This is a genomic window from [Mycobacterium] manitobense, assembly GCF_025821665.1.
Lineage (GTDB): Bacteria > Actinomycetota > Actinomycetes > Mycobacteriales > Mycobacteriaceae > Mycobacterium > Mycobacterium arseniciresistens.
In genome coordinates, this window is the sequence record NZ_JACKSJ010000248.1 from 1 (window position 1) to 22,899 (window position 22,899).

The 22,899-nt window shown below is 69.7% G+C and carries 26 protein-coding genes, 1 tRNA gene and 1 pseudogene; 12 read left to right on the forward strand and 16 right to left on the reverse strand.

Going from position 1 to position 22,899, the window contains the following annotated elements; translation table 11 throughout:
• The 3 genes from H7I41_RS27360 to H7I41_RS27370 form a co-directional block, all read right to left on the reverse strand.
• A partial coding sequence (locus H7I41_RS27360; protein ID WP_264015789.1) for a DUF4350 domain-containing protein occupies positions 1–981 on the reverse strand: 981 nt, incomplete at its 3' end.
• Positions 978–1,628, reverse strand: a complete 651-nt coding sequence (locus H7I41_RS27365) for a DUF4129 domain-containing protein (protein WP_264015791.1) — start codon at positions 1,626–1,628, stop codon at positions 978–980. The genes H7I41_RS27360 and H7I41_RS27365, both read right to left, overlap by 4 nt.
• Before the next feature lies 1 nt (position 1,629).
• Positions 1,630–2,847 (reverse strand): glycerophosphoryl diester phosphodiesterase membrane domain-containing protein, encoded by a 1,218-nt coding sequence (locus H7I41_RS27370; RefSeq protein ID WP_264015793.1) that lies wholly within the window; start codon positions 2,845–2,847, stop codon positions 1,630–1,632.
• Between the two features lie 172 nt (positions 2,848–3,019).
• Between H7I41_RS27370 and H7I41_RS27375 the strand changes: the two genes are divergently transcribed.
• Positions 3,020–3,484, forward strand: coding sequence for a GatB/YqeY domain-containing protein (locus tag H7I41_RS27375; RefSeq protein WP_264015794.1), 465 nt, complete (start codon positions 3,020–3,022; stop codon positions 3,482–3,484).
• A 40-nt stretch (positions 3,485–3,524) separates the two neighbouring features.
• Positions 3,525–4,511, forward strand: coding sequence for an LLM class F420-dependent oxidoreductase (locus H7I41_RS27380; protein ID WP_264015795.1), 987 nt, complete (start codon positions 3,525–3,527; stop codon positions 4,509–4,511).
• Positions 4,512–4,513: 2 nt separating this feature from the next.
• On the opposite strand, the gene H7I41_RS27385 is transcribed toward H7I41_RS27380, so the two are convergent.
• Positions 4,514–4,750, reverse strand: coding sequence for a three-helix bundle dimerization domain-containing protein (locus H7I41_RS27385; RefSeq protein ID WP_264015797.1), 237 nt, complete (start codon positions 4,748–4,750; stop codon positions 4,514–4,516).
• Between the two features lie 149 nt (positions 4,751–4,899).
• Between H7I41_RS27385 and H7I41_RS27390 the strand changes: the two genes are divergently transcribed.
• On the forward strand, positions 4,900–5,058 hold the full coding sequence (locus H7I41_RS27390) for a hypothetical protein (RefSeq protein ID WP_264015798.1): 159 nt from the start codon (positions 4,900–4,902) through the stop codon (positions 5,056–5,058).
• A 2-nt stretch (positions 5,059–5,060) separates the two neighbouring features.
• Here H7I41_RS27390 and H7I41_RS27395 read toward each other — a convergent pair whose 3' ends face one another.
• A complete protein-coding gene (locus H7I41_RS27395; protein ID WP_264015799.1) occupies positions 5,061–5,729 on the reverse strand; it encodes a phosphodiesterase in 669 nt (222 codons plus the stop codon).
• A 118-nt stretch (positions 5,730–5,847) separates the two neighbouring features.
• Here H7I41_RS27395 and H7I41_RS27400 point away from each other — a divergent pair, with 118 nt between their 5' ends.
• Together H7I41_RS27400 and H7I41_RS27405 are read left to right on the forward strand one after the other, a co-directional pair.
• Positions 5,848–6,546, forward strand: coding sequence for a HemK2/MTQ2 family protein methyltransferase (locus H7I41_RS27400; RefSeq protein ID WP_264015800.1), 699 nt, complete (start codon positions 5,848–5,850; stop codon positions 6,544–6,546).
• Positions 6,547–6,590: 44 nt separating this feature from the next.
• A complete protein-coding gene (locus tag H7I41_RS27405) occupies positions 6,591–6,776 on the forward strand; it encodes a CDGSH iron-sulfur domain-containing protein (protein WP_264015812.1) in 186 nt (61 codons plus the stop codon).
• Here the strand turns inward: H7I41_RS27405 and H7I41_RS27410 are convergent.
• Together H7I41_RS27410 and H7I41_RS27415 are read right to left on the reverse strand one after the other, a co-directional pair.
• Entirely contained in the window at positions 6,756–7,775 is a 1,020-nt protein-coding gene (locus H7I41_RS27410) for an iron-containing redox enzyme family protein (RefSeq protein WP_264015801.1), read from the reverse strand. The genes H7I41_RS27405 and H7I41_RS27410 overlap by 21 nt on opposite strands.
• 50 nt (positions 7,776–7,825) lie before the next feature.
• The gene (locus H7I41_RS27415) at positions 7,826–8,653 is read right to left on the reverse strand and encodes an acyl-CoA thioesterase (RefSeq protein WP_264015802.1); all 828 of its coding nucleotides are present in this window, start codon (positions 8,651–8,653) and stop codon (positions 7,826–7,828) included.
• Positions 8,654–8,718: 65 nt separating this feature from the next.
• On the opposite strand from H7I41_RS27415, the gene H7I41_RS27420 reads away from it, so the two are divergent.
• Positions 8,719–9,654, forward strand: coding sequence for a lytic transglycosylase domain-containing protein (locus H7I41_RS27420; RefSeq protein ID WP_372503812.1), 936 nt, complete (start codon positions 8,719–8,721; stop codon positions 9,652–9,654).
• A 63-nt stretch (positions 9,655–9,717) separates the two neighbouring features.
• Here the strand turns inward: H7I41_RS27420 and H7I41_RS27425 are convergent, their stop codons facing one another.
• From H7I41_RS27425 to ponA2, 5 genes are all read right to left on the reverse strand, one after another.
• Positions 9,718–11,265: a fused MFS/spermidine synthase gene (locus tag H7I41_RS27425; protein ID WP_372503811.1), complete on the reverse strand. Its 1,548-nt coding sequence runs from the start codon at positions 11,263–11,265 to the stop codon at positions 9,718–9,720.
• Between the two features lie 100 nt (positions 11,266–11,365).
• Positions 11,366–11,439 (reverse strand) — tRNA-Pro (locus H7I41_RS27430).
• Between the two features lie 268 nt (positions 11,440–11,707).
• A complete protein-coding gene (gene cds1 / locus H7I41_RS27435; protein ID WP_264015805.1) occupies positions 11,708–12,811 on the reverse strand; it encodes an L-cysteine desulfhydrase Cds1 in 1,104 nt (367 codons plus the stop codon).
• Positions 12,808–13,767: a metallophosphoesterase gene (locus tag H7I41_RS27440; RefSeq protein WP_264015806.1), complete on the reverse strand. Its 960-nt coding sequence runs from the start codon at positions 13,765–13,767 to the stop codon at positions 12,808–12,810. Before H7I41_RS27440 ends, cds1 begins: the two co-directional genes overlap by 4 nt.
• Positions 13,768–13,841: 74 nt before the next feature.
• Positions 13,842–16,289, reverse strand: a complete 2,448-nt coding sequence (gene ponA2 / locus H7I41_RS27445; RefSeq protein WP_264015807.1) for a transglycosylase/D,D-transpeptidase PonA2 — start codon at positions 16,287–16,289, stop codon at positions 13,842–13,844.
• Positions 16,290–16,612: 323 nt separating this feature from the next.
• Here ponA2 and H7I41_RS27450 point away from each other — a divergent pair, with 323 nt between their 5' ends.
• The gene (locus tag H7I41_RS27450) at positions 16,613–16,930 is read left to right on the forward strand and encodes a WhiB family transcriptional regulator (protein WP_264015813.1); all 318 of its coding nucleotides are present in this window, start codon (positions 16,613–16,615) and stop codon (positions 16,928–16,930) included.
• Between the two features lie 9 nt (positions 16,931–16,939).
• Here the strand turns inward: H7I41_RS27450 and bagB are convergent, their stop codons facing one another.
• Together bagB and bagA are read right to left on the reverse strand one after the other, a co-directional pair.
• Positions 16,940–18,082, reverse strand: coding sequence for an ATPase BagB (gene bagB / locus H7I41_RS27455; RefSeq protein WP_264015808.1), 1,143 nt, complete (start codon positions 18,080–18,082; stop codon positions 16,940–16,942).
• Positions 18,082–19,101 carry an ATPase BagA gene (bagA, locus tag H7I41_RS27460; protein WP_302912864.1) on the reverse strand — a complete coding sequence of 340 codons (1,020 nt, stop codon included), beginning with the start codon at positions 19,099–19,101 and terminating at the stop codon, positions 18,082–18,084. The genes bagB and bagA overlap by 1 nt, the downstream gene beginning before the upstream one ends.
• A 60-nt stretch (positions 19,102–19,161) precedes the next feature.
• Here bagA and sp36 point away from each other — a divergent pair, with 60 nt between their 5' ends.
• The 3 genes from sp36 to H7I41_RS27475 are packed head-to-tail and all read left to right on the forward strand — an operon-like array spanning position 19,162 to position 20,602.
• A complete protein-coding gene (gene sp36 / locus H7I41_RS27465; RefSeq protein WP_014817956.1) occupies positions 19,162–19,323 on the forward strand; it encodes a Sp36 family protein in 162 nt (53 codons plus the stop codon).
• Positions 19,324–19,355: 32 nt separating this feature from the next.
• Entirely contained in the window at positions 19,356–19,811 is a 456-nt protein-coding gene (locus tag H7I41_RS27470) for a RidA family protein (RefSeq protein ID WP_264015810.1), read from the forward strand.
• Positions 19,808–20,602, forward strand: coding sequence for an MBL fold metallo-hydrolase (locus H7I41_RS27475; RefSeq protein ID WP_264015811.1), 795 nt, complete (start codon positions 19,808–19,810; stop codon positions 20,600–20,602). Before H7I41_RS27470 ends, H7I41_RS27475 begins: the two co-directional genes overlap by 4 nt.
• 36 nt (positions 20,603–20,638) lie before the next feature.
• Here the strand turns inward: H7I41_RS27475 and crp are convergent, their stop codons facing one another.
• Together crp and H7I41_RS27485 are read right to left on the reverse strand one after the other, a co-directional pair.
• The gene (gene crp / locus H7I41_RS27480) at positions 20,639–21,313 is read right to left on the reverse strand and encodes a cAMP-activated global transcriptional regulator CRP (RefSeq protein WP_005063269.1); all 675 of its coding nucleotides are present in this window, start codon (positions 21,311–21,313) and stop codon (positions 20,639–20,641) included.
• A 99-nt stretch (positions 21,314–21,412) separates the two neighbouring features.
• Positions 21,413–21,706: a hypothetical protein gene (locus H7I41_RS27485; RefSeq protein WP_264015814.1), complete on the reverse strand. Its 294-nt coding sequence runs from the start codon at positions 21,704–21,706 to the stop codon at positions 21,413–21,415.
• Positions 21,707–21,925: 219 nt separating this feature from the next.
• On the opposite strand from H7I41_RS27485, the gene nth reads away from it, so the two are divergent.
• Both nth and H7I41_RS27495 read left to right on the forward strand, forming a co-directional pair.
• Positions 21,926–22,681 (forward strand): endonuclease III, encoded by a 756-nt coding sequence (gene nth / locus H7I41_RS27490; RefSeq protein ID WP_372503813.1) that lies wholly within the window; start codon positions 21,926–21,928, stop codon positions 22,679–22,681.
• A 17-nt stretch (positions 22,682–22,698) separates the two neighbouring features.
• Positions 22,699–22,899, forward strand: a pseudogene (locus H7I41_RS27495) (TlpA family protein disulfide reductase); the annotation flags it as partial.

Below are 22,899 nucleotides of genomic sequence, written 5' to 3' on the forward strand. Positions count from 1 at the left end.
CGGCGCGGTCGCGGGCGCGGCGCGACCGGTACAGCCGGCCGCGGCCCTCGACGGTCTCCGACGCCCGCACCCGGCGCGGTCGCGGGCGCGGCGCGACCGGTACAGCCGGCCGCGGCCCTCGACGGTCTCCGACGCCCGCACCACGACGGGCATCCGCTCGGCGACGAGCGGTCCGATGCGGCGCGCCCGCCACACCGCAACCAGTGCGACCGCCAGACACAGTTGCAGCACGATCCAGGTGACGTGGTCGGGTATCAGCTCGAAGATCGTTGCGGTGCCCGATGATTCACCCTCGGGCTGCTGCGGGGCGTACCAGATGACCTGTGGACGGGAGCCGGCGAGGTTCATCGCCAGCGCGGCGTTGCCGCGGTCGCTCAGTGTTCCGTTGGTCATGAAATCGGCGGCGCCGACCACCGTGACGACGCGCCCGCCGTCCCGGTACCGCACGACGGCGCCGTCGTAGCAGCGGGTCAACGAGACGCCTTCGGCGGCGTCGTAGGTTTCGCTCACCCCGAGCCGCACGTCTCCGGCCGCCACCGCCTCGCGCAGGTCGCAGTCGGGCTCGCCACCGAACGACGTGTCTTCTCCCGGTTCGACGCCGGGCGCGAGGGCATCCCGGGCCCGCGAGCCGGGCTCGAGCAGCAACCGGTCACCGGGCACCGCGGCGAGCCGGTCCATCAGTTCGTCGCCGACCTGAAAGGTCTGTGCCATGACGAGCAGGGTGTCGGGTGTGGCGGCGCGCTCCACGTCGGCCACGGTGTCGGCGACGGTGACGTCGACGCCCTGCTCACGCAGCAGCGTGACGAGCGCGCGGGCGCCGTCGGGTGACGTCGACCCGGCGTCCAGCCGACCGCCGGGCCGGGGCGCGGTGAGATAGGTCCCGATCGTGGCGACCGCGACGATGACCACCAGGGCGAGAAGCACCCAGCGGCCGGTGCTCCAGCGCTGCCGGAGGGTCGGTTCCGTCGGGGTGGACGTCATCGGACCCCGGCCCAGCCGCCGGCCGGCGCGGAATCGCCACCGGTGGACGAGGTGGCGTGTGTGCGCGAGCGCAGATGGTCGTCGAGGCCGGCGATCAGGCGGTACGCGGATTCGGTTCCTGGCCGTTCGCCATAGGTGACGTCATTGAAAGCGGTTGCGGCCGAGCCGAGTTCGGTGGCGAGGCCGGGCAGCGCGGCGCCGGCGTCCCTGGCGAGCTCGGTGGCGGTGCGGCCCGGCACCGGTGCGAGGACGCCGGTCTGCTCGAGGTGGCGCGCGACGGCGCGCAGCCGGTGCCTGATCGCCGAGGCCCAGTCACCGGCGGCGGCGAACTGTTCGGCGGTCGCCCGGTGTTCGACGGCGCTGAGTTCCTGGCCGGCGAACAGCGGCTGCACGCCGCGATTCGTGCGCAGCGTGCGCCGGGCGACCCGGAGTGCGACGAACAGTGCCACGACGAGCATGAGGATCAGCACCGAGATGGTGAACCAGCCGCCGGGCACCGTGGAACCCTCGGCGGCGATGCGGTACAGCAGCTCGTCGAACCACTCGCTGAGCCGTTCGGTGAGCGACGGCCGGGGGTAGATCGGCTTGCCCAGTTCACGCTGGGCGGCGTCGTGCGCGGCGTCGCGGCCGATGTCTAACGCAGGCACGTCACCGTTGCCGGGTCAGCCACAGGTGGTCCGTGGAGTCCTGCGGGGTGCCGGGCACGGCGGCCGCGCCGGTCTGCAGCACGAGGTCGAACGCCTCGCCGCGGATGCGCCGGTCGGTGTAGAGCAGGACGGTGACGCCCGCGGCGAACGGTGCGGTGAGGATCTGCCCGAAGACACTGCCGATCGACACCAGGACCAGTCCGAGGATCGCGCTCGACGAACTGTCGGCCGTCGTCGTCAGCACCTGGCCGATCAGGCTGAACGGCACCGACACCGCGCCTGCGACGAGGGCCGTGACGATGGTGGCGAGCAGCCAGATTCCGAGCACCCGCCAGAAGTCCTTTTTGACCAGGTCGTAGGACCGTGCGATGGCGGTGAAGACGGGCAGCCGCTCCAGCACGATCAATGGCGGCGCGAAGATCAGCACGGTGGCCGCGTAGACCAGGGCGGCGACGGCAAGCAGCACCAGCGGGGCGCCGACCAGGAATCCGGCGACGGCGCCCCCGGCGCTGACCGCGAGGGCGATGACGATCCCGATCACCACGGCCGCGACCAGGAAGGCCGCGATCTCGAGCAGGGTGAATCCGATCAGGGCGAGCAGCCTGTGGCGCAGCCGTTCCCATGCCTCGCCGATGGTGATGCCGGCCCCGAACACCGCCCGGCCGATCACCACCGTGAGCATGCCGCTCAGCACGATCGAGGCCAGCATGGTGGTGACGCCACCCACCAGCGACGAACCGGTGAGGGCCACCACGTCGCCGAACGTCGTCGGCTCGCCCTGCACCGTCGAGAGCAGTCCGCCACTGGCCGCCAGCGGACCGATCTGCAGGACCAGCGCCACGAGCTGGGAGATGACCACCACGATCGTGGTGAGGCCGAGCGTCGCCTTCGGGTTGCGCCGGATGTAGGCGACCGCGCCGTTGAAGATGTCGGACAGGGTCAGCGGTCGCAGCGGGATCACCCCCGGCTGCAACGCCTGGGCCGGACCGCCATACGGGTAGCCCGGCGGCGGCCCGTATCCGGGAGGTGCGTAGCCCGGCGGCCCATATCCGGGAGGTGCGTAGCCGGGCGGCGGATACCCGGGAGGTGCGTAGCCGGGCGGCGGGTAACCGGGCGGTGCGTAGCCGGGCGGCGGATAGGCCGGCTGTTGGTATCCAGGCTGTTGGTACCCCGGCGGCGGCGGGCCGGCCGGACCGAACCCGTCGGCGTCGTTGCTCATGCCCACCATCCTGTCGAGCGCCGCAGGAATCGGCAACGTGTCCGCCCGGCCCGGCGCCGCACACCCCAGGGGTGGGCGCAGTCGACGCATCGAAAACATTCGCGCACAACGTGTCCCGGTGGCGAACGCCGAACCTGTCGAACGGGACGGGCCGCGGGCGTAGGTTGGCGGCATGGCGGAACTCAAGCAGCGCCTGCGCGCGGATCTCACCTCGGCGATGAAGGCGCAGGACAAGCTGCGCACAGGGACTCTGCGAATGCTGTTGGCGGCCGTCCAGAACGAGGAGGTGTCCGGCAAGCAGGCGCGCGAGTTGTCCGACGACGAGGTGCTCAAGGTGCTGGCGCGGGAGGCACGCAAGCGCGCCGAGGCGGCCGAGGTCTACACGCAGAACGGACGCGGTGAACTCGCCGCCAACGAGCATGCCGAGGCGCGCGTCATCGACGAGTACCTGCCCACTCCGCTGACGGAGGCCGAGTTGGCCGACGTCGCCGACACCGCGATCGCCCAGGTCGCCGAGGAGATCGGGGAGCGGCCCGGGATGCGTCAGATGGGTCAGGTGATGAAGGCCGCCACCGCGATCGCTGCGGGCAAGGCCGACGGCTCGCGGTTGTCGGCCGCGGTCAAGGCCCGCCTGTAGCGGCCGTTTGCCGCGGCCTGCGACGGGCTACCCGGTGCGCATGACGCGCTTCGGCTACACCCTGATGACTGAACAGAGCGGCCCTAAAGACCTTGTCCGTTATGCCGTTTCGGCCGAACAGGTCGGTTTCGACTTCGAGGTGTCCAGCGACCACTACTCGCCGTGGCTGTCCGCCCAGGGGCATGCGCCGAACGCGTGGACGGTGCTCGGCGCGGTCGCGCACGCCACCGAGCGCGTCGAATTGTTCACCTACGTCACCTGCCCGACGATGCGGTACCACCCCGCGATCGTCGCCCAGCAGGCGGCGACGCTGCAGATCCTCGCCGACGGGCGGTTCACCCTCGGCCTGGGCAGCGGCGAGAACCTCAACGAGCACGTGGTGGGCCGGGGTTGGCCGACGATCACCCGCAGGCACGACATGCTGCGCGAGGCCATCCACATCATCCGCGAGCTCTTCACCGGCGACGTCGTCGACTGGAAGGGCGACTACTTCGAGGTCGACTCGGCGCGGCTGTGGGACCTGCCGGACGTTCCGGTGGCCATCGCGGCGGCGGTGTCCGGTGAGCGGTCGGTGGAAACGTTCGCCCCGCTGGCCGACCACCTCATAGCGGTGCAGCCCGACCGAGACGCGGTCGATGCCTGGCACCACGCGCGGCGCGGGACCGGACTGTCGGGTGACGTGCGGGTGATCGGCCAGATCCCGATCTGCTGGGACCCCGACCGCGACGCCGCGGTCGCCCGGGCCCACGAACAGTTCCGCTGGTTCGCCGGCGGCTGGGCGGTCAATGCCGATCTACCCACCACCGCGGGTTTCGCCGGTGCGACGCAGTTCGTCCGCCCCGAGGACACCGCCGACGCCATCGCGTGTGGGCCCGACCTCGACGCGATCGTCGAGGCGGTCAGCGAGTACTGGAAGGCCGGCTTCACCGACATCGCGCTGGTGCAGGTGGGCGACGAGGGGCAGGAGCGGTTCCTCGACGAGGCGGCGGGGCCGCTGCTGGAGAAGCTGCGCAGCGCGGCCGGCTGAGCTCAGACTCCGGCGAGTGCGAACGAGCGGTCGGGCTGCCCGGCTGCGACCGTGGCCAGCTCGTCGCTGACCCTGCGCTCGACGAGCAGCGGAATGAAGTCGCGGATCACGCTGTCCTCGAACCGGCGGTAGGCATCGTCGACGGTGGTGGCCACCAGGCCGGCTGGAACGTCCACGAACCTCGCGACGAGCCGGTGCTCGACGTCGTCGATCAGTTCGCGCTCACTCTTCTTCGACACGCCGCCAATGATCCGGCTCGTTTATGTAGACAGTCAACGTTTGCTGCATCACATGACTTGACACCCGTCGAGCGAATGTATGGCCGGGACGCCCCTGGTTGGGCCGGCACCGCGACGGGTAGCCGGTGCGCGACGAGAAAGGGGCAGCCATGCCACGCGGACAAGGGATCTACGACGACGAACTCGCCGACGAGCCCAAGGGCGGCCGGCCGGGCCCGACCGACGAGGGCAAGGAGGGCGGGATGGCCACCCGGGAGGTGGCTCCCGAGGTCACCACGCCCGAGGACGCCCCGGAGTCGTCGGACTAGGCCTACTCGGCGTCGCGTCCCTCGCGGCTGCGCCGGTAGGCGGCCTCCCGGAAGTCGGTGAGCCAGCCGGGGAACAGGCGCACGCCCGGCGCGCTGTTGCGGGTCGGGTCGAACGAGACGTCTTCGCCCTTCGGGGCGCGGGCCCGCAGCGTCAGTTTGGCCAGCGGATGGAAGTCCCCGGTGCCCGCCGCCTGCTCGACGTCGAATTCCAGCCCGTCGGCGGCGATCCGGTCCTCGGCCGCGGACAACGGCAGGCCCGCGACGTCGAGCACGGTCGTCATCCGGGCACGGACCCACCACAGGCCGTCGCCGTACCGCAAAGGCATCAGGCTGGTGAACGACACGTCGGACCAGCCGGCCACCGGCCGCAGCAGCACCCGGCCGATCCCCTCGCCGAAGGTCGAGGCGAGCAGCACGTCCCAGGGCTTGCCGGACTTCGGATCTGTCATCCGCCAGGCGAGCCCGACGATGTCCGGCCAGGAGTCGGGCACGCCGACGGCCTTGGATACTCGGCCCACAACGTCGCCCGACGGCACCGGCAGTCCCTCGTTCGGCGGGGCGACCCGTTCGATCGTCCCGGTGGCCAGCACACCGGAGGGATGGAACAGCCGAGCGTGCCGCAGCGCGGCGCCGGCCTGGACGGGAAGTGCGGCGATGTCCGAGATCTTCATCGGTTCCGGGTGCCCGGACGGACGACGCGCAAACCCGGCGGGGGTTTAGCGAATCGCACGAGGGGCATTAATCAACGCAGTGCTGTGACATCACAGCGAAGCTCGTCGAAAGGCCGAAGTGACCACCGCATACACCGACGAACGCGACACCGTTGTCGTGCCGGAGGGCGTGTACGCCCCGCAGGAGGATTCCCAGCTTCTCGTCGACGTGATGGAGAAGACGGGGCTGGCGGTCGGCAACCGGGTCGCCGACCTGTGCACGGGCAGCGGCTTCGTCGCCATCGGTGCGGCGCTGCAGGGCGCATCGGCCGTCGCGGCCTTCGACATCTGCCCCCGCGCGGTGCGCACCGCGCGCGTCAACGCGGCCGCGGCCGGCGCCGCCGTGGATGTGCACCTCGGTTCGTGGGCCAGGGCCGTCGAGTTCGGCCCGTTCGACCTGATCGTCAGCAACCCGCCGTACGTGCCGCACGACCCCGAGCTCGCCGACGACGCGACGATCCCGGCCCACGCAGGCCCGCCGCGGGCCTGGAACGCCGGACCCGACGGCCGGCTGGTGCTCGACCCGCTCTGCGCCGCGGCGCCCAGCCTGCTCGCCGATGGCGGGTCCATGCTGATCGTGCACTCCGAGTTCTCCGGGCCCAGGCAGACCCTCGCCGGTCTGGCCGCGGCCGGTCTGGACGCGGAGATCATTGCCTACCAATGGATCCCGTTCGGCCCGGTGCTTTCGGCGCGGGCCGCGTGGCTCGAGGAGGCCGGGCTGCTCGAGCCGGGCCGCCGCGAGGAGGAACTCGTCGTGATCAGAGCCGACAAGCCGTGAGTGAGGAACCCCGCCTCGTGCGGGTGGTGCCGAACGGGCCCGTGATGGTGCAGGGCCCGGTCCGCATCGAGATGCCCGACGGCAGCGTCGTGGAGTCCGACCGCTTCATGGTCGCGCTGTGCGTGTGCAAACGCTCGAAGAACTACCCGCTGTGCGACACCAGTCACCGGCGCCGCCGCAGGAGCGGCGCCGGGGAGAAGGCCGACAAGCTAGACCAGCGGCCGGCGTAGCGAGCTCTCGCCGTCGGCCCAGCTGCGCATCACGTGGTCGGCCAGGCGGTCCTCGACGAGCGCGTGTGCCCTGATCCCGAAGACGACGTCGGCGTCGAGCATCGGTTCCCGCGCCACCAGGTCGCCCACTACGTCGGTGCGCACCACCTGCTCGTGCACCGCGTCGGCTTCCACGTGCTCGTGGTAGAACGCCACACACGCCTCCGGGGCGGCCATCCGCTCGAGTGCGTCGACCAGCCTGCGCGATCCGGGCGAGGACGTGATCTCGGTGGACGCGAAGTGTCCGACGGCCGCACCCCGCAGCGCTCGGTGCAGACCGAACATCGACATCAGGTTCACCGCGGCCAGCGCCTCTGCGGGCACGTGGTCGATGTAGCCGAGATAGGTGTTGTCCAGGCCCGCCGCCTCCAACAGATCGGCGAACAGCTGCTGATGCAGCCGCGGCCCCCGGCCGCCGCCGAACTCGTCGAACTCGACGGCGACGAACGACGCCTTGGCCTGACCGGTCAGCCGCGGGATCGCGAAGGCGTGCGGGTCGCCCTCCTTGAGGTGGTAGAGCGAGCGGTGCACGAAGTACTCCTGCATCTGCTCCCAGGTGCCCTCGTCGCGGAGGTAGTAGGACGGGCCGGAGCCGTCGGCCGGTTCGACGGCCAGCGCGTCCATCTCGGCCGCAGCCGTCTCGTCCTCGGAAATCTCACCGACGTCGTTGCGCACTGCGGTGAGGAACGCCTGCTCCAGCTGGCCGCGCAGATGCAGCAGGCCGGCATTCCACTCCCAGGCCGGATCGACGCCCGCGAAGCCGCGGTAGTGCAGTTCGTAGCAGGTGTAGAGCGCCAGGTGCAGGTCCAGACCGTACGGATCGGAGTCGCCGACGGACGCCTCGACGCGGGAGAGGTGATTGCGCGGAGCGCGCTCCGACAGCAGGTTCACCACCGCGAGGGACAGCGGGCCGCGGGCCTCGGGGAGCGTCGGTTCGGTCAACAGGGGCGCAAGTGTCACGCGTGTCTTTTACCCCGTCACGACGTGGGCAAACACCCGGCGCGGCGAGTTCAGAAGCGCCAGAGGGCTTCTTGGGTGGTGCTGGCCACCAGAGCGCCGGAGGTGTCGTACAGCGAGCCGATGGCCAGCCCCCTCGCGTCGCTGTTGTTGACGCCGTTCACCTCGTAGCGGTGCCAGTGATGCGGGACGAACGGACGGTGGAACCACACCGAGTGGTCGAGGCTGGCCGCCATGCCGGCGCCGGGGACTGCGGGCGCGCCGGGCGGGCGCGCGGACGGCACGGGCCCGAAGTCGGACATGTAGGTCAGTGCGCAGGCCCGGACCAGGGGGTCGTCCTCGATGTGCTCGACGGTGCGGATCCAGAACGGCGGCACCGCGAAGGGGGAGTCGTCGTCGGGGTGCGTGCGGATCTCGAAGTGCTCGACCGACTCCAGGTCCGGCGACTTGGGCACCGCGTCGGCGAATGCGATGCCGGGCGTGCGCGGCGGGTGCCAGTCGGTGCCCGCCTCGGGCCGGTGGAACGAGGCGATCATCTCGAGGATCGCGGTGCCCTGCTGAACGGCGGTGACGCGGCGGGTGTCGAACGATCTGCCGTCACGGGTGCGCTCGACGTGCATTTCGACGTCGACGCCGTAGCGGCCGCCGCGCACGAAGTAGGCGTGCAGGGACTGCGGCAGCTTGTCGGGCTCGACGGTTGCGCCCGCGGCGCCGAGGGCCTGGGCAGCGACCAGCCCGCCGAACAGTCGGTGCTCGGGACCGGTGCTGACCTGGGGCGCGACGAACGTGTCACCGTCGCGTCGGTACTGCAGCAGAGCAGCGATCCAGCTGAGCCCGGCGGCAGCGGCGGCGTCGGTCTTGTCGTTGTCGAGAGCGGTCATCACCGGTGAGCCTATCCACCGCTTGGTTGGGCGACGGGCCGGGGAGGTGTTGCTATCGTCGCGACATCGCTGCCACACGCTGCTCGCGGTCCGTCGCGGCGGTCGTGACCGCGCTCGTCCTCGCCGGCTGTTCGGAGCCGCCCGCTCCCGAATCGGTGACCTCTGCGCCGGCCCCGTCATCGGCGCCAGTGGCTGAGCCGGCGCCGGCACCGCCGCCCGAACCGGCGCAGCCGCGACTGGCGGCTGAGCCCGCCCAGATCACCGACGACCTGATTGCCGACGAGCGCGCGCTGCGCGACCCGTCGTCGCCGGAGGCCGTGCTGAGCACGGCGGCGCGGCGCCAGCAGGCGGCCTACCGCGCAATCGGCAGGCATCCCGAATGGGACGCGGTCACCCGTCCCCGAATCCCTCAGTCGCTGCTGACGGTCTTCGACCTCAACGTCTCCGCGCGCCGCGCGCTCGACGCGCTGCTGCAGGGCGAGGCGAAGGACACGTTGCCCGCCTGGCGGATCGACCCGCCGCGGCCAGCGCAGGAACTGTTGAGCCACTACCGGGAGGCCGAGGCGGCATCCGGGGTGGGCTGGAACTATCTGGCCGCGATCAACCTGGTCGAGACCCGGCTCGGCAGCATCGTGGGCACCAGTACCGCGGGAGCGCAGGGTCCGATGCAGTTCCTGCCCTCGACGTTCGCCGCGTACGGCGACGGGGGTGACATCTACGCCCCACGCGACAGCATCCTGGCCGCCGGGCGCCACTTGGCCGCCAACGGCTTCGCCGCCGATCCCGGACGTGCGCTGTTCCGGTACAACAACTCCGAGGACTACGTGCAGGGCATCACGGACTACGCGGCGGTGCTCGCGGCCGACCCCGCGGCGTTCAACGGGTACCACCGGTGGGAGGTCTACTACCGCACGACGGCCGGTGACGTGCTGCTGCCCGTCGGATACTCCGCGACATCGCCGGTCCCCGTCGCGGACTACCTTGCGACCCACCCGCAGTAGACATCGCCGCGCCCAAGCGACATGAGCGGCGCGCGGGCGGATCGGCAGAACGGCTTCGGGCACTCACCGACTGTGCGGCGCGGGGTAGGGCTCGAGAAGTTGGTCGACCGGTGCGTAGTCATCGGTGAGCACCTGTGCGTCGCCGATCCAAGCGGACAAGTGGGCGTCGGCGACAAGGGTCCATCGCGTTTCACGGGTGTCGAGCGCTGTTTGGAGCCTGCCCTGGTCAAGTCGGCGGTCGGAGGCCACCACGACCAGATTGCCGCCGTCCGGCGGGGTTGTCGGATCGAGGCCGAGATCGTTGGGTTCGCCCGCGAGAATGACTCGATCGAAGGTGTGCATCAAGGTCGCGACCTCCGCGCGCGCGAATGCCTGATCCCCGTGGTCGATGAGGTTGGCGACGTACATGCCGTCGGGTTTCAGGACTCTGCGCACGTCGGCCATCGCCTCGACGGTGGTGAGGTGCCACGGCACACTCACACCGCCGAAGGCGTCGCCGACAATGAGATCGCGGCTGCCGGCTTCGAGTCGGCGCAGGCCGAGTCTGCCGTCTTCGACGCGAAGGTCGATCCCGGTTTCTGATGCGCCGAGTACGTCGCGGTCGATGCGCACCACTCCGCCGTCGATCTCGGAGACAACGTTGTCCGTGCCGGGCCGGCGTGCGGCGAGATAGCGGGGAAACGTCAGCCCTCCTGCGCCGAGGTGATAGGCCGTCAGTGGTTCGGAGCCGGGAAACGACGCATCGACGATAGAGGCGACGGCCCGGATGTAGGTGAATTGCAGGAAAGTCGGATCATCGACGTCGACGTACGAGTGCCGCACACCGTCGAGTTCCAGGGTGCGGCCGCTGCTGCGGTCGGGGTCTGCGATCACCCGGGCGCAGTGGTATTGCGTTTCCGCGTCGCACCCGCCGGGTGCGACATAGCCGGCGACACCACCCGCCACGGTCACGAGCGCCAAAGCTGCCGCACCAGCACCGCTCCACCTGCGGCTTCGCCACTCGAACAAGCCGGCGCCTGCAACCAACAACACCCCGAGGCCGACCAGGATGGCGGTAACCGGTAGCCGCGAGATCAGGACGAACCCGGTCAGCACGGTTCCGGCGATCGCGCCCGCGGTGCCTACTCCGGACAGTTGCCCCACCACCGTGCCGGTCTCGGCGAGCCTGCTCAGCCGCAGCTTCGTCACCATCGGCGTCACAGCGGACAGCAGCGCACCCGGCACCAGAATGGTCACAGATGCCATCGACATCAGGGCAGGTGGCGCCCACTCGGCCACACTTCTCAGCAGCGCCGGCGTGAACGCCACGACAGCCCCGGACACGCCCAGCGCAGGCCCGATGAGATGACGCGGATCCCTCCGGTCGGCGACACGCCCTCCCATCCAGGATCCGAAAGCAATTGCGCAAAGCGCGATTCCGATGACCATCGTGCTGGTTTCGAGTGTCAGTCCCAGATACGGAGCCAGCAGTCTCAGCGCGGTGATCTCGACCACCAGCACCGCAGCCGAGGACAAGAACACCAGCGTTGATGCCGTACGGGAATCCATCATCGTGACTTCTGGGGTCTCGGGCTGCCCGGGCAGGCGATTCGCTTCAGCCACGTAGTCCATCCTCGCAGGCTCCAGCACACACCTGCTGTGCTCACTCTCGACACCTACGCAACAAGGCCCTGACCGGACCTACCGGATCAGGGCCTCCAACTGCACTGAGTCGGGGTGGCGGGATTCGAACCCACGACCTCTTCGTCCCGAACGAAGCACGCTACCAAGCTGCGCCACACCCCGCGTGAAGCTTTGACAGGGTATCGCACCGGCGGGCCGATAAGCCAAACGGATACCGCGACCGGTCAAGCGGCGCAGATCACTTCCGCACCCGGGAAGGAAGTAGGTACCCCAGACGTTAACCACGGTGACGGCAGAGCGCCGATCGAGAGGCAGAATCGAGGCACGACATGACCGGGTTGGGAGCGTCCATCTATCTGGGGTTCTTCGTCCTGGCGGCAGTCTGGCTGTTCCTGACCTCCGACGGCCCGCTCATCAAGGGCTCCGACGATCAGGACCAGCGGCAGGACCGCTCGAACTCCACGAGTGACTCGGCGGACTCCGAGGGGTCGATGCCCTGGCTGGTCAGCCACTCGTCGCAGAAGTAGGTGTCGGCGTAGCGGTCGCCGCTGTCGGCGATCAACGTCACCACCGAGCCGCTGCGCCCCGCCGAGGTCATCTCCGCGAGCAACCCGAACGCGCCCCACAGATTCGTCCCCGTCGACGGCCCCACCCGCCGACCGAGCACGGCGCTGACGTGGCGCGCAGCCGCGACCGATGCCGCATCCGGCACCACCACCATCCGGTCGACCACACCCGGCAGGAACGACGGTTCGACGCGCGGCCGCCCGATCCCCTCGATGCGTGACGACGAGCCCGTCGCATCGTCGCGCCCCTGCGCGTAGGCCGGGAAGAAGGCCGAGTTCTCCGGATCGACCACACACAGGCGGGTCGCGTGCCTGCGGTAGCGGATGTAGCGGCCGATCGTCGCACTGGTGCCGCCGGTGCCCGCACCCACCACGATCCACTCCGGGATCGGGTGCGCCTCGTCGCGCATCTGCTCGTAGATCGACTCGGCGATGTTGTTGTTGCCCCGCCAGTCGGTGGCCCGCTCGGCGTTGGTGAACTGGTCGAGATAGTGCCCGCCGGTCTCCTCGGCGAGCCGCTCGGCCTCCGCGTACACCTGTGACGACTCCGCCACGAAATGGCAACGCCCACCCTGTGATTCGATGAGTGCGATCTTCGACGGGCTGGTCGACGACGGCATCACGGCGATGAACGGCAGGTTCAGCAGCGCCGCGAAGTACGCCTCGGACACCGCCGTCGATCCCGACGACGCCTCGATGACGGTGGTGTTCTCGCCGATCCAGCCGTTGCACAGCGCATAGAGGAACAGCGAGCGCGCCAGCCGGTGCTTGAGGCTGCCGGTGATGTGGGTCGACTCGTCCTTCAGGTACAGCGCCACATCGGCGTCGGCGCACCACGCGGAGGGCAACGGATAACGCAGCAGATGGGTGTCCGCACTCCGGCGGGCGTCGGCCTCGATCAGCCGGATGGCGTTGTCCAGCCACTCGCGCGGCTGACTGCGGGCTGCGGTGGCGGCCCGGTCGATCACCGCGCCGACACGGCCGGGTGCGACTGGCCGGCGCGGCTGCCCACGTCCTTGCCGCCGATCGGCGCGGCCACCAGGGTCAGCATCGTGGCCTCGGGCCTGCAGCAGAACCGCAGCGGAGCGAACGGCGACGTGCCGATACCCGCCGAGACGTGCAACTGCATGCGGGCACCCCAGCGCGAGGCGCCCTTGGCCCGCGACCGGTCCAGTTCGCAGTTGGTCACGATGGCGCCGTAGAACGGCAGGCACAGCTGGCCGCCGTGCGTGTGCCCGGCCAGCACCAGCTGGTATCCGTCGGCGGCGAAGCGGTCCAGCACGCGCGGCTCCGGCGAGTGCGTCACCCCGAGGGTGAGGTTCGCCGTCGAGTCGGCGGCGCCGGCGATCGCGTCGTAGCGGTCCCGCTTGAGGTGCGGGTCGTCGACTCCGCCGAGGGCGATCTTCAGGCCGGACACCTCGAGCTCGCGGCGGACGTGTGTCATGTCGACCCAGCCGCGTTCGGTGAAGGCGGCGCGCAGGTCCTGCCAGGGCAGCGGCTGACCGTGCACCCGGTGGCTGGGATTGGTGATGTAGTTCAGCGGGTTCTTCAGCCGCGGCGCGAAGTAGTCATTGCTGCCGAACACGAACACGCCGGGCACCGACAGCAGGTCGCCGAGTGCCTGGACCACCGCGGGCACCGCCCGCGGGTGGGCGAGGTTGTCGCCGGTGTTCACCACGAAGTCCGGCTGCAGCCGCGCCAGGTCCCGCAGCCACGCTTGCTTGCGCCGCTGACCGGGGCGCATGTGCAGATCGGACAGGTGCAGCACCCGCAGCGGCGACGAACCCGGCGTCAGCACCGGCATGGTGACCTCGCGCATCACGAACGCGTTGCGCTCGATCAACGACGCGTAGCCGATGCCGGCGGCCAGGCTGCCGACGGACACGGCGGCGGCGTTCTTCAGAACCGTCGAAGGGTCGGGCATGACTCGCAGCCTACTGCGAGTCGTGCCCGCTCACCCCCTCGCGCCCCGCAGCCGTAAGCAATCGCACAGGTGGATCACGGTGGTGGCGGCGGCGCCGGTGGTGGCGGCGGCCCGAGCACCGGCACGGTGATCGGCGGGAGCCCGGGGATCTGCACGACGGTCTGGCCGACCGGCGCAGGCGGGCCGCCCGGCAGACCGGGGATGCCGACCGGAGGCGGTGGAGGCGGTGAGATGCCGTTGCTGACCTGGATCGTGACGATCGATCCCGGGATGGTCTGCCCGCTCGGCGAGGTGCCCACCACGGTGCCCGCCCGCGAGCCGCTGTTCACCGAACTGATCTGGTCGGCGACCTGGAATCCGGCGTCCCTGATCCGCTGCCGGGCGCCGTCGGTGGTCAGGCCCACCACACTGGGCACCTGCGACCCGGGACCGCCGTCGACGTAGCGCGGGTCGGTCGGCGGCAGCACCACGTCACCGAAATTGGTGGCGATCGGCTTCATCGCCGCGAACCACGTGCGCGCCGGTTCGTTGCCGCCGAACAGACCGCCCGAACCGCACTGGCGCAGCGGGAACGAGCACAGCTCGCTGGGCTCGGTCGAGTCGTCGTAGATGTAGTTCGCCGCCGCGTACTGGTTGGTGAACCCGAGGAACGCCGAGGACCGGTTGGATTCGGTGGTGCCGGTCTTGCCCGACATCGGTAGGTCCCAGCCGACCGAGCCGGCGGCGGCGGCCGCGGTGCCCGAACCGGTGTCGTCCTTGCTCAGGGCATTGGCCAGCGTGTTGGCCAGGCCTTCCGGCACCGCCTGCTCACAGGTCTCGGTGGTGACCGAGACCTCGTTGCCCGCGCGGTCGAGGACCTGGGCGATCGGGTTGGGCGGGCACCACATGCCGCCGGAGGCGATGGTCGCGCCGACGTTGGACAGTTCCAGCCCGTTCACCTCGATGGGGCCGAGGGTGAACGAACCGATGTTCTGCCGTTTGACGAAGTCGGCGAGGCTCTCGTTGCTCTCCGGGTCGTAGTCGCGGGCGGTGCCAGGCAGCGCATAGGACCGCAGGCCCAACCGCACGGACATGTCGACCGCCCGCTGCACGCCGACCTGCGAGATCAGCTTGGCGAACGCGGTGTTCGGCGAGGTGGCCAGCGCATCGGTCACGTTCATCGTGCCGCGGTACCCGCCGGCGTTGCTGACGCACCAGGTGGCCGCGGGGCAGCCCGGCCGGTCGCTGCTGCCCAGGCCCTTGGCCTGGAACTGCCCGGGAACCGACAGCTGCGTGTTGATGCCCATGCCCATATCCATCGCGGCGGCGACGGTGAAGATCTTGAACACCGAACCGGCGCCGTTTCCGGCCAGCGAGAACGGCTGGGGCTGCATGGTCTCGCCGGCCTCGGTGTTGAGACCGTAGGTGCGGTTGGACGCCATCGCCAGCACCGGGTGCGACTCCTTGCCCGGCTTGATCACGCTCATCACGCTGGCCACGCCCTCGAGGTCGGGGCTGGCGAACTGGTTGATCGCCGACTTCACCGGGCCCTGCACGTCGGGGTCGAGTGTCGTCCTGATCAGGTAGCCGCCGCGCGCCACCTGCTCCTTGCTGATCCCGGCGCGCGCCAGGTACTCCAGCGCGTAGTCGCAGAAGAACGCCCGGTCACCCGCGGCGATGCAGCCGCGCGGCAGTTCGTTGGGCACCGGCAGGATGCCCAGCGGCTGCTCCTTGGCCGCCCGCAACGCCTCTGCCTCGGCCGGGATGTTGTCGATCATCGTGTCCAGCACCAGGTTCCGCCGCGCCAGCGCGCCGTCGGGATTGGTGTAGGGGTTCAGCGTGCTGGTGGACTGCACCATGCCCGCCAGCAGCGCGGACTGCTGCCAGTTCAGTTCCGACGCGTTCACCCCGAAATAGGTCTGCGCGGCGTTCTGGATGCCGAACGCGCCGTTGCCGAAGGACACCAGGTTGAGGTAGCGGGTGAGGATCTCCGGCTTGGTGAACGTCTTGTCCAGCGTGAGCGCCATCCGGATCTCCCGCAGCTTGCGGGCGGGTGTGGTCTCGATCGCCGCGCGCCGCTCGGAGTCGGTCTGCGCGATCACCAGCAGCTGATAGTTCTTGACGTACTGCTGTTCGAGGGTCGATCCGCCGCGGGTGTCGGCGTCGCCGCGCACGTATCCGGCGAGGCCGGTCAGGGTGCCCTGCCAGTCGACGCCGTTGTGCTCGGCAAACCTCTTGTCCTCGATGGAGACGATCGCCAGCTTCATGGTGTTGGCGATCTGCTCGCTGGGCACCTCGAAGCGGCGTTGCGAATACAGCCAGGCGATCGTGTTGCCCTTGGCGTCGACCATCGTCGACACCTGCGGGATCTCGCCCTCGACCAGTGCCGCCGAGCCGTTGGCAACCACGTCCGACGCCCGGTTGGACATCAGCCCGATGCCGCCGACCACGGGAAACAGCAATGCCGCCGTCAGCACACTGGCCAGCAGGCAGCACCAGGCGAGCTTGATGAGCGTGACGGCTCTGGGTGGGCGCTCCGGCATGGGTACAGAGTAACGAGGCCGCCGGAGGACATCCCCTGACCGGCGTGATTGCCCGTTCGGACCCCGCCGCCGGGAGCCGCGTGACCCGGCAAACTGCGCGTGTCGGCACGGGAGTGCCAAAAAAGTGCCCGACAAACTGTTGCGTAAATACCCGCTGACCACCTAGCTTGGACACACAGTGCGATCCAGGACACACTTTCTGGCGCAGTGTGGCGTAGATCGCAGCAGTGATCTACTCGGGTGGACTCGCCGACCGGGGCGGCGGCAGAACGAAGGGATCGCTGGTGTCAAAAAATGGGCTCGCGGCGCAACGAACTACCACTATTCTCCCCTCCCCGACACCGTTACCGGGCGCCGAAGCCGAGGCGCGGATCGCCTGGGTATCGCAGGCACGCTGTCGTCAGGCCGATCCCGATGAGCTCTTCGTTCGTGGCGCCGCCCAGCGCAAAGCCGCCGTCATCTGCAGGCACTGCCCGGTGATCCTCGAGTGTGGAGCCGATGCACTCGACAACCGCGTGGAGTTCGGTGTGTGGGGTGGACTGACCGAACGGCAGCGCCGCGCCCTGCTCAAGCAGCATCCCGAGGTCAACTCCTGGGCGGAGTTCTTCTCAGCTCAGCGCAAACACCGCAGCGCCGTCTGACGCCTGCCCTCAGGCCTGTTCGGCCTGCTGATTCACCGAGCCCGTGATCTGATCTGCGATCGCGCGCAGCGCGTCGAGATCCGACACATCGAACGGCAGTGACGGCACACCGACGATCGCCACGTGCGGGTTGGCACCGGTGAACCGGGACAGCAGCCGGATCTCCCGCTTGGCGGTCGACGCCCTCGCGGCGTGCACCTGCAGCACCGCCGCGGGCAGCGAACCCGGATCCTTTGCCAGCAGCTCCTCGGCGGCCTCGGACGCCTTGTCGGCATGCAGGTCACACAGCATCGGATGGGTGCGGTTGAGGATCAGGCCGGCGAGCGGCATCTTCTCCTGGGACAGCCGGTCGACGAAGAACGACGCCTCACGCAGCGCGTCCGGTTCGGCCGCCGACACCACCACGAACTGAGTGCCCCGCCTCTTGAGCAGGGCGTAGGTGCGATCGGCCTTCTCCCGGAAGCCGCCGAACGTGGTGTCGAGCATCTGCACGAAACCCGCTGCGTCCGAGAGCATCTGCGAGCCGAGGATCGTCGACATCGCCTTCATCGCCAGGCCGACGGCGCCGGTGACCAGCTTGCCGATGCCGCGGCCAGGCGCCAGCAGCATCCGCCACAGCCGGCTGTCCATGAAGCTGCCCAGCCGCTTCGGGGCGTCCAGGAAGTCCAGGGCGTTGCGTGACGGTGGGGTGTCGACGACGACCAGATCCCACTTGTCCTCGCCGAGGAGCTGGCCCAGCTTCTCCATGGCCATGTACTCCTGGGTGCCCGCCAGCGACGTGGCGACCGTCTGATAGAACTGGTTGTCCAGAATCGCTTCTCCCCGTTCGGGTCCCGAGTACTGGATCACCATCTCGTCGAACGTGCGGCGCATGTCGAGCATCATCGCGTGCAGTTCGCCGGTCACCTCGGGCGCCAGCGGCACCCGCTGCGGGGTGTTGCCGAGGTCCTTGATGCCCAGCGCCTGAGCAAGCCGCTTGGCCGGGTCGATGGTCAGCACCACGACGGTGCGGCCGTACTCGGCGGCCCGCAACGCCATCGCGGCGGCGGTGGTGGTCTTGCCGACACCTCCTGCGCCGCAACACACCACGACGCGGTTGGCCCGGTCGGACAGGATGGCGCCCAGATCGAGGGCGGGCGGGGTGGTGCTCATCACCGGACTCCTTGCTGGGCGAGCTCTTCGGCCAGTTCGTAGAGGCTGCCGAGGTCGACGCCGTCGGGCAGTGCGGGCAGTTCGAGCCGCGGGATGTCGAGCCCGTCGAGCTGCTCGGCGCTCTCCGCCCGCGCGGCGATGCGGGTGGCATGCTGGATGGTCTCGGTGAGCAGGCCGGCGAATTCGTTGTCCGACAGCGTGATTCCGGCACCGGCGAGTTCGGAGCGGACGGCCTCGGCGTCGAGGTTTCCTTCGGCGGCCCCGGTCAGGTCATCGGCGTCGAGGTACGTCGGGATGTTGCGGTTGACGATGACGCTGCCGATCGGTAGGTCGATGGCCTTCAGCTCGTCGATGGCCTCCAGCGTCTCCTGGATCGGCAGCGCCTCCAGCAGCGTGACGAGGTGGATCGCGGTGAGCTCGGAGTGCAGCACCTTGACCACGCTCTCGGCCTGCGAGTGCACCGGGCCGCCCTTGGCCAGATCGGACACCGCCTTGGTGACGTCGAGGAAGCGGGCGATGCGGCCGGTCGGCGGTGAGTCGACCACCACCGCGTCGTACACCGGCTGCTTGCCCTTCTCGGCCCGGGTGACGATCTCGCGGATCTTGCCGGTCAACAGCACGTCGCGCAGGCCGGGGGCGATCGTGGTGGCGAACTCGACGGCGCCGATCCGGCGCATCGCCCGCCCGGCCAGCCCGAGGTTGTAGAACATGTCGAGGTATTCGAGGAACGCGGCCTCGGTGTCGATGGCCAGCGCGTTGACCTGCCCGCCGCCGTCGGCAGTGGCGATCTTGACCTCTTTGTAGGGCAGCGGCGGCACGTCGAACAGCTGCGCGATGCCTTGTCGCCCTTCGACTTCGACGAGCAGCACCTTGCGCCCGCCCGCCGCGAGGGCCAACGCCAGCGACGCCGCGATGGTCGATTTGCCGGTGCCGCCCTTGCCGGTCACGAAATGCAGCCGCGCCTTGGTCAGCCGCGAGGGCCAGCCGACGGGTCTACCGCCGTTGGTAGTGGATGCCACCACTGCATGCTAGCCAAGCGGGCATGCCGGACCGAGGGCACGGACCGATAAGCTCGGCGCATGAGCGAACCGACCCGCTGGGAATACGCGACGGTGCCGTTGCTGACGCACGCCACCAAACAGATCCTCGACCAGTGGGGAGAAGACGGCTGGGAGCTGGTGTCGGTGCTGCCCGGCCCGACCGGCGAGCAGCACGTCGCGTACCTGAAACGGCCCAAGTGACGTTCGGTGGGCAGGAGGGAAGCGACCCGGGAGTGACCTGGTCCGCGCGACTGGACGAACTCGGGATCGACCTGCCCGGGGTGGTGACGCCGCTGGCGGCGTACGTGCCCGCGGTGCGGACCGGCGATCTCGTCTACACGGCCGGCCAGTTGCCCATCGTGGCCGGTGAGCTGACTGCCACCGGCAAGGTCGGCGCCGAGGTGAACCCCGAGCAGGCCAAGGCGCTGGCCCGATTGTGCGGGCTCAACGCGCTGGCCGCGGTGCACGCACTCGTCGGGATCGACGCCGTGGTGCGAATCGTCAAGGTGGTCGGCTTCGTCGCTTCGGCCCCGGGCTTCCACGGCCAGCCCGGTGTGATCAACGGCGCGTCGGAACTGTTCGGCGAGGTCTTCGGTGAGGCCGGTGCGCACGCCCGGTCCGCGGTCGGCGTCTCCGAACTGCCGCGCAACGCACCGGTGGAGGTCGAGATCGTCGTCGAGGTCGAGTGAGCGACGGGGCCGCCGCGCTCCAGCATCCGGCATACGGGCAGCTTCGCCCGGTGACGGCGACGGCGTCGGTCCTGCTCTGCGACAACCCCGGCATCATGACGCTCGACGGCACCAACACCTGGGTGCTGCGCGGGCCGGGCAGTGCCGAGATGGTGATCGTCGACCCCGGCCCCGACGACGACGAACACGTCGCCCGGCTGGCCGAACTCGGCAGCATCCCGTTGGTGCTCATCAGCCACAAACACGGCGACCACACCGACGCGATCGACAAGATCGTCGAGCGCACCGGCGCGGTGGTGCGGGCGGTGGGCAGCGGATTCCTGCGCGGACTGGGCGGACCGCTGACCGACGGTGAGGTGATCGACGCCGCGGGCCTGCGCATCAAGGTGATGGCGACACCCGGGCACACCGCCGACTCGCTGTCGTTCGTCCTCGATGACGCCGTGCTGACCGCCGACACGGTGCTCGGTCGCGGCACCACCGTCATCGATCACGAGGACGGCAGCCTGCGCGACTACCTGGAGTCGCTGCGCCGGCTGAAGGGGCTCGGCGGGCGCACCGTGCTCCCGGGCCACGGCCCAGATCTCGGGGACCTCGAGGCGGTGACCGCGATGTATCTCGCCCACCGCGAGGACCGGCTCAACCAGGTCCGCGAGGCGCTGCGCACCCTCGGCGACGACGCCACCGCGCGGCAGGTCGTCGAACACGTCTACACCGACGTCGACCAGGAGCTGTGGGAAGCCGCGGAGTGGAGCGTGCAGGCACAGTTGGACTACCTACGCTCCCAGTGACCCTGACTACCGGGCGCTGTGCTGGATGCTCGCTCGTTACCTCGCTCGGCGGGCCAACCGCTCGGAGTCGCTGATCAGCACGCTCTTGCCCTCGAGGCGGATCCAGCCGCGGTGGGCGAAATCGGCGAGCGCCTTGTTGACGGTCTCGCGGGAGGCGCCGACGAGCTGGGCGATCTCCTCCTGCGTGAGGTCGTGGGTGACGCGCAGTGCGCCGCCCTCCTGGGTGCCGAAGCGCTGCGCCAGCTGCAGCAGCTGCTTGGCCACCCGGCCCGGAACGTCGGTGAAGATGAGGTCGGCCAGGTTGTTATTGGTGCGCCGCAGGCGGCGGGCCAGCACGCGCAGCAGCTGCTCGGCGATCTCGGGGCGGTCGGCGATCCAGGCGCGCAGTGCGTCACGGTCCATCGAGACGGCGCGCACCTCGGTGATGGTGGTGGCGCTCGACGTCCGCGGACCGGGGTCGAAGATGGACAACTCACCGAACATGTCCGACGGGCCCATGATGGTCAGCAGATTCTCCCGGCCGTCCGGCGAGCGGCGGCCGATCTTCACCTTGCCCGTGATGATGATGTACAGCCGGTCGCCGGGCTCACCCTCGGCGAACACGGTGTGCCCGCGCGGGAAGTCGACGGGCTGAAGCTGCTTGGTCAGCGCGGATACGGCGCTGGGCTCGACTCCCTGGAAGATTCCGGCCCTGGCCAGGATCTCGTCCACGTTGCCCCTTAAGCTGTTCGGTGATATGACATGCGCTATCCGCCCCTGACTGGTTAGCGAAGCCAGTGTAGAGGTACGCGCTCTCGCAACGTGCCAACGCTACACAGGATTGGCGTGGCGAGTCGGCTGAAATTGCGGATTGGGCCGATGCGTCAGATGAAGTCGCGTGGGCAAACCCGTCGGGGCGAGTCGGGTCGGCAGGGTCTCCACCGTTGCCTCGCGGTCGTGCCGTCGCCGCTGCTGGCCGACGATCGCCTCACTCATCCCGTCGCGCGCCAGCGTGTCGACGTCGGCTGCCTTGGCCTGAGCCAGGAATTCGGCGACGTCGGTGGCCGACACCGTATCTCGGGTGAGTCCGGACTCCAGCCGCTCGAGCCCGAACGTCGCCAACATCAGCAACACGGGGATGAAGGCCACGAGCAACCAGGACACACGGGGAAGTAAACACGCCGAAGGTCTCAGCAGGATCACGGTTTGTCACCGGTACGCACCGCCCCGAAACAGCCTCCGAGCAGGCCGGGAACCGCTTCGGACGCAGCCGTGTCGGTGACGGTCAGTAGGCTTGCCGTCGTGACTACTGGTGCGTCGTCGGCCGAGAAGCCGACGCGGTCCGTGCCGGCGCGGCGCCCGTCGGCCAAGAAGTGGGACAACGAGACCCGCCTCGGCCTGGTGCGGCGTGCCCGCCGGATGAATCGCGAACTCGCCGTTGCCTTTCCGCATGTGTACTGCGAACTGGACTTCACCAATCCGCTCGAGCTGACGGTCGCGACCATCCTGTCGGCGCAGAGCACCGACAAGGGGGTCAACCTCGCCACGCCGGCACTGTTCGCGAAGTACCGCACCGCGCAGAACTACGCGCAGGCGGACCGCACCGAACTCGAAGAGCTGGTCCGCACCACCGGCTTCTACCGCAACAAGGCCAACTCGCTGATGCGGCTGGGCCAGGAACTGGTCGAGCGGTTCGACGGCGAGGTGCCCGCCACCCTCGAGGAACTGGTGACGTTGCCGGGGGTGGGCCGCAAGACCGCCAACGTCATCCTTGGCAACGCGTTCGACGTCCCCGGCATCACGGTCGACACCCACTTCGGCCGGCTGGTGCGCCGCTGGCGGTGGACCGCCGAGGAGGACCCGGTCAAGGTCGAGCACGCGGTCGGAGAACTCATCGACCGCAGCGAGTGGACCCTGCTCAGCCACCGGGTGATCTTCCACGGGCGCCGCGTCTGCCATGCCCGCAAGCCGGCCTGCGGCATCTGCGTGCTGGCCAAGGACTGCCCGTCCTATGGCACCGGCCCCACCGATCCGCCGACGGCCGCCGCGCTGGTCCGCGGTCCGGAGACCGAGCACCTGCTGGCACTGGCCGGCCTCTAACGATCCGCCGAATCCTCGTGAGCACCTCGACCCGCTGGACCGTCGTGGTGCTCGCCGTCGTCGTGGCGCTGATCGGGGCGCTGTGGCTGCAGCTGCAGGACGACGACGCCGCGCCCGGCGGCGGTACCCCAGCGGCCCGGGACCGCAGGGACGCCGACACCGCCGAAACCCTCGCCGGTCCGCGGGCGCGCGCCGACCTGCGGCCCTGTCCGCCGCCG

Coding starts and splice junctions, on each gene's coding strand:
- H7I41_RS27415 (WP_264015802.1), bottom strand. CDS start 8,653: ATGACCGCTCTCGACAACGACAAGACCGACGCCGCCGCTGCCGCCGGG.
- H7I41_RS27370 (WP_264015793.1), bottom strand. CDS start 2,847: ATGAGCAACGACGCCGACGGGTTCGGTCCGGCCGGCCCGCCGCCGCCG.
- H7I41_RS27440 (WP_264015806.1), bottom strand. CDS start 13,767: ATGCCCGACCCTTCGACGGTTCTGAAGAACGCCGCCGCCGTGTCCGTC.
- H7I41_RS27380 (WP_264015795.1), top strand. CDS start 3,525: ATGACGCGCTTCGGCTACACCCTGATGACTGAACAGAGCGGCCCTAAA.
- bagB (WP_264015808.1), bottom strand. CDS start 18,082: ATGAGCACCACCCCGCCCGCCCTCGATCTGGGCGCCATCCTGTCCGAC.
- ponA2 (WP_264015807.1), bottom strand. CDS start 16,289: ATGCCGGAGCGCCCACCCAGAGCCGTCACGCTCATCAAGCTCGCCTGG.
- H7I41_RS27375 (WP_264015794.1), top strand. CDS start 3,020: ATGGCGGAACTCAAGCAGCGCCTGCGCGCGGATCTCACCTCGGCGATG.
- H7I41_RS27485 (WP_264015814.1), bottom strand. CDS start 21,706: ATGTTGGCGACGTTCGGGCTCGAGCGGCTGGAGTCCGGACTCACCCGA.
- H7I41_RS27405 (WP_264015812.1), top strand. CDS start 6,591: ATGGTGCAGGGCCCGGTCCGCATCGAGATGCCCGACGGCAGCGTCGTG.
- H7I41_RS27395 (WP_264015799.1), bottom strand. CDS start 5,729: ATGAAGATCTCGGACATCGCCGCACTTCCCGTCCAGGCCGGCGCCGCG.
- H7I41_RS27425 (WP_372503811.1), bottom strand. CDS start 11,265: ATGGACTACGTGGCTGAAGCGAATCGCCTGCCCGGGCAGCCCGAGACC.
- sp36 (WP_014817956.1), top strand. CDS start 19,162: ATGAGCGAACCGACCCGCTGGGAATACGCGACGGTGCCGTTGCTGACG.
- H7I41_RS27390 (WP_264015798.1), top strand. CDS start 4,900: ATGCCACGCGGACAAGGGATCTACGACGACGAACTCGCCGACGAGCCC.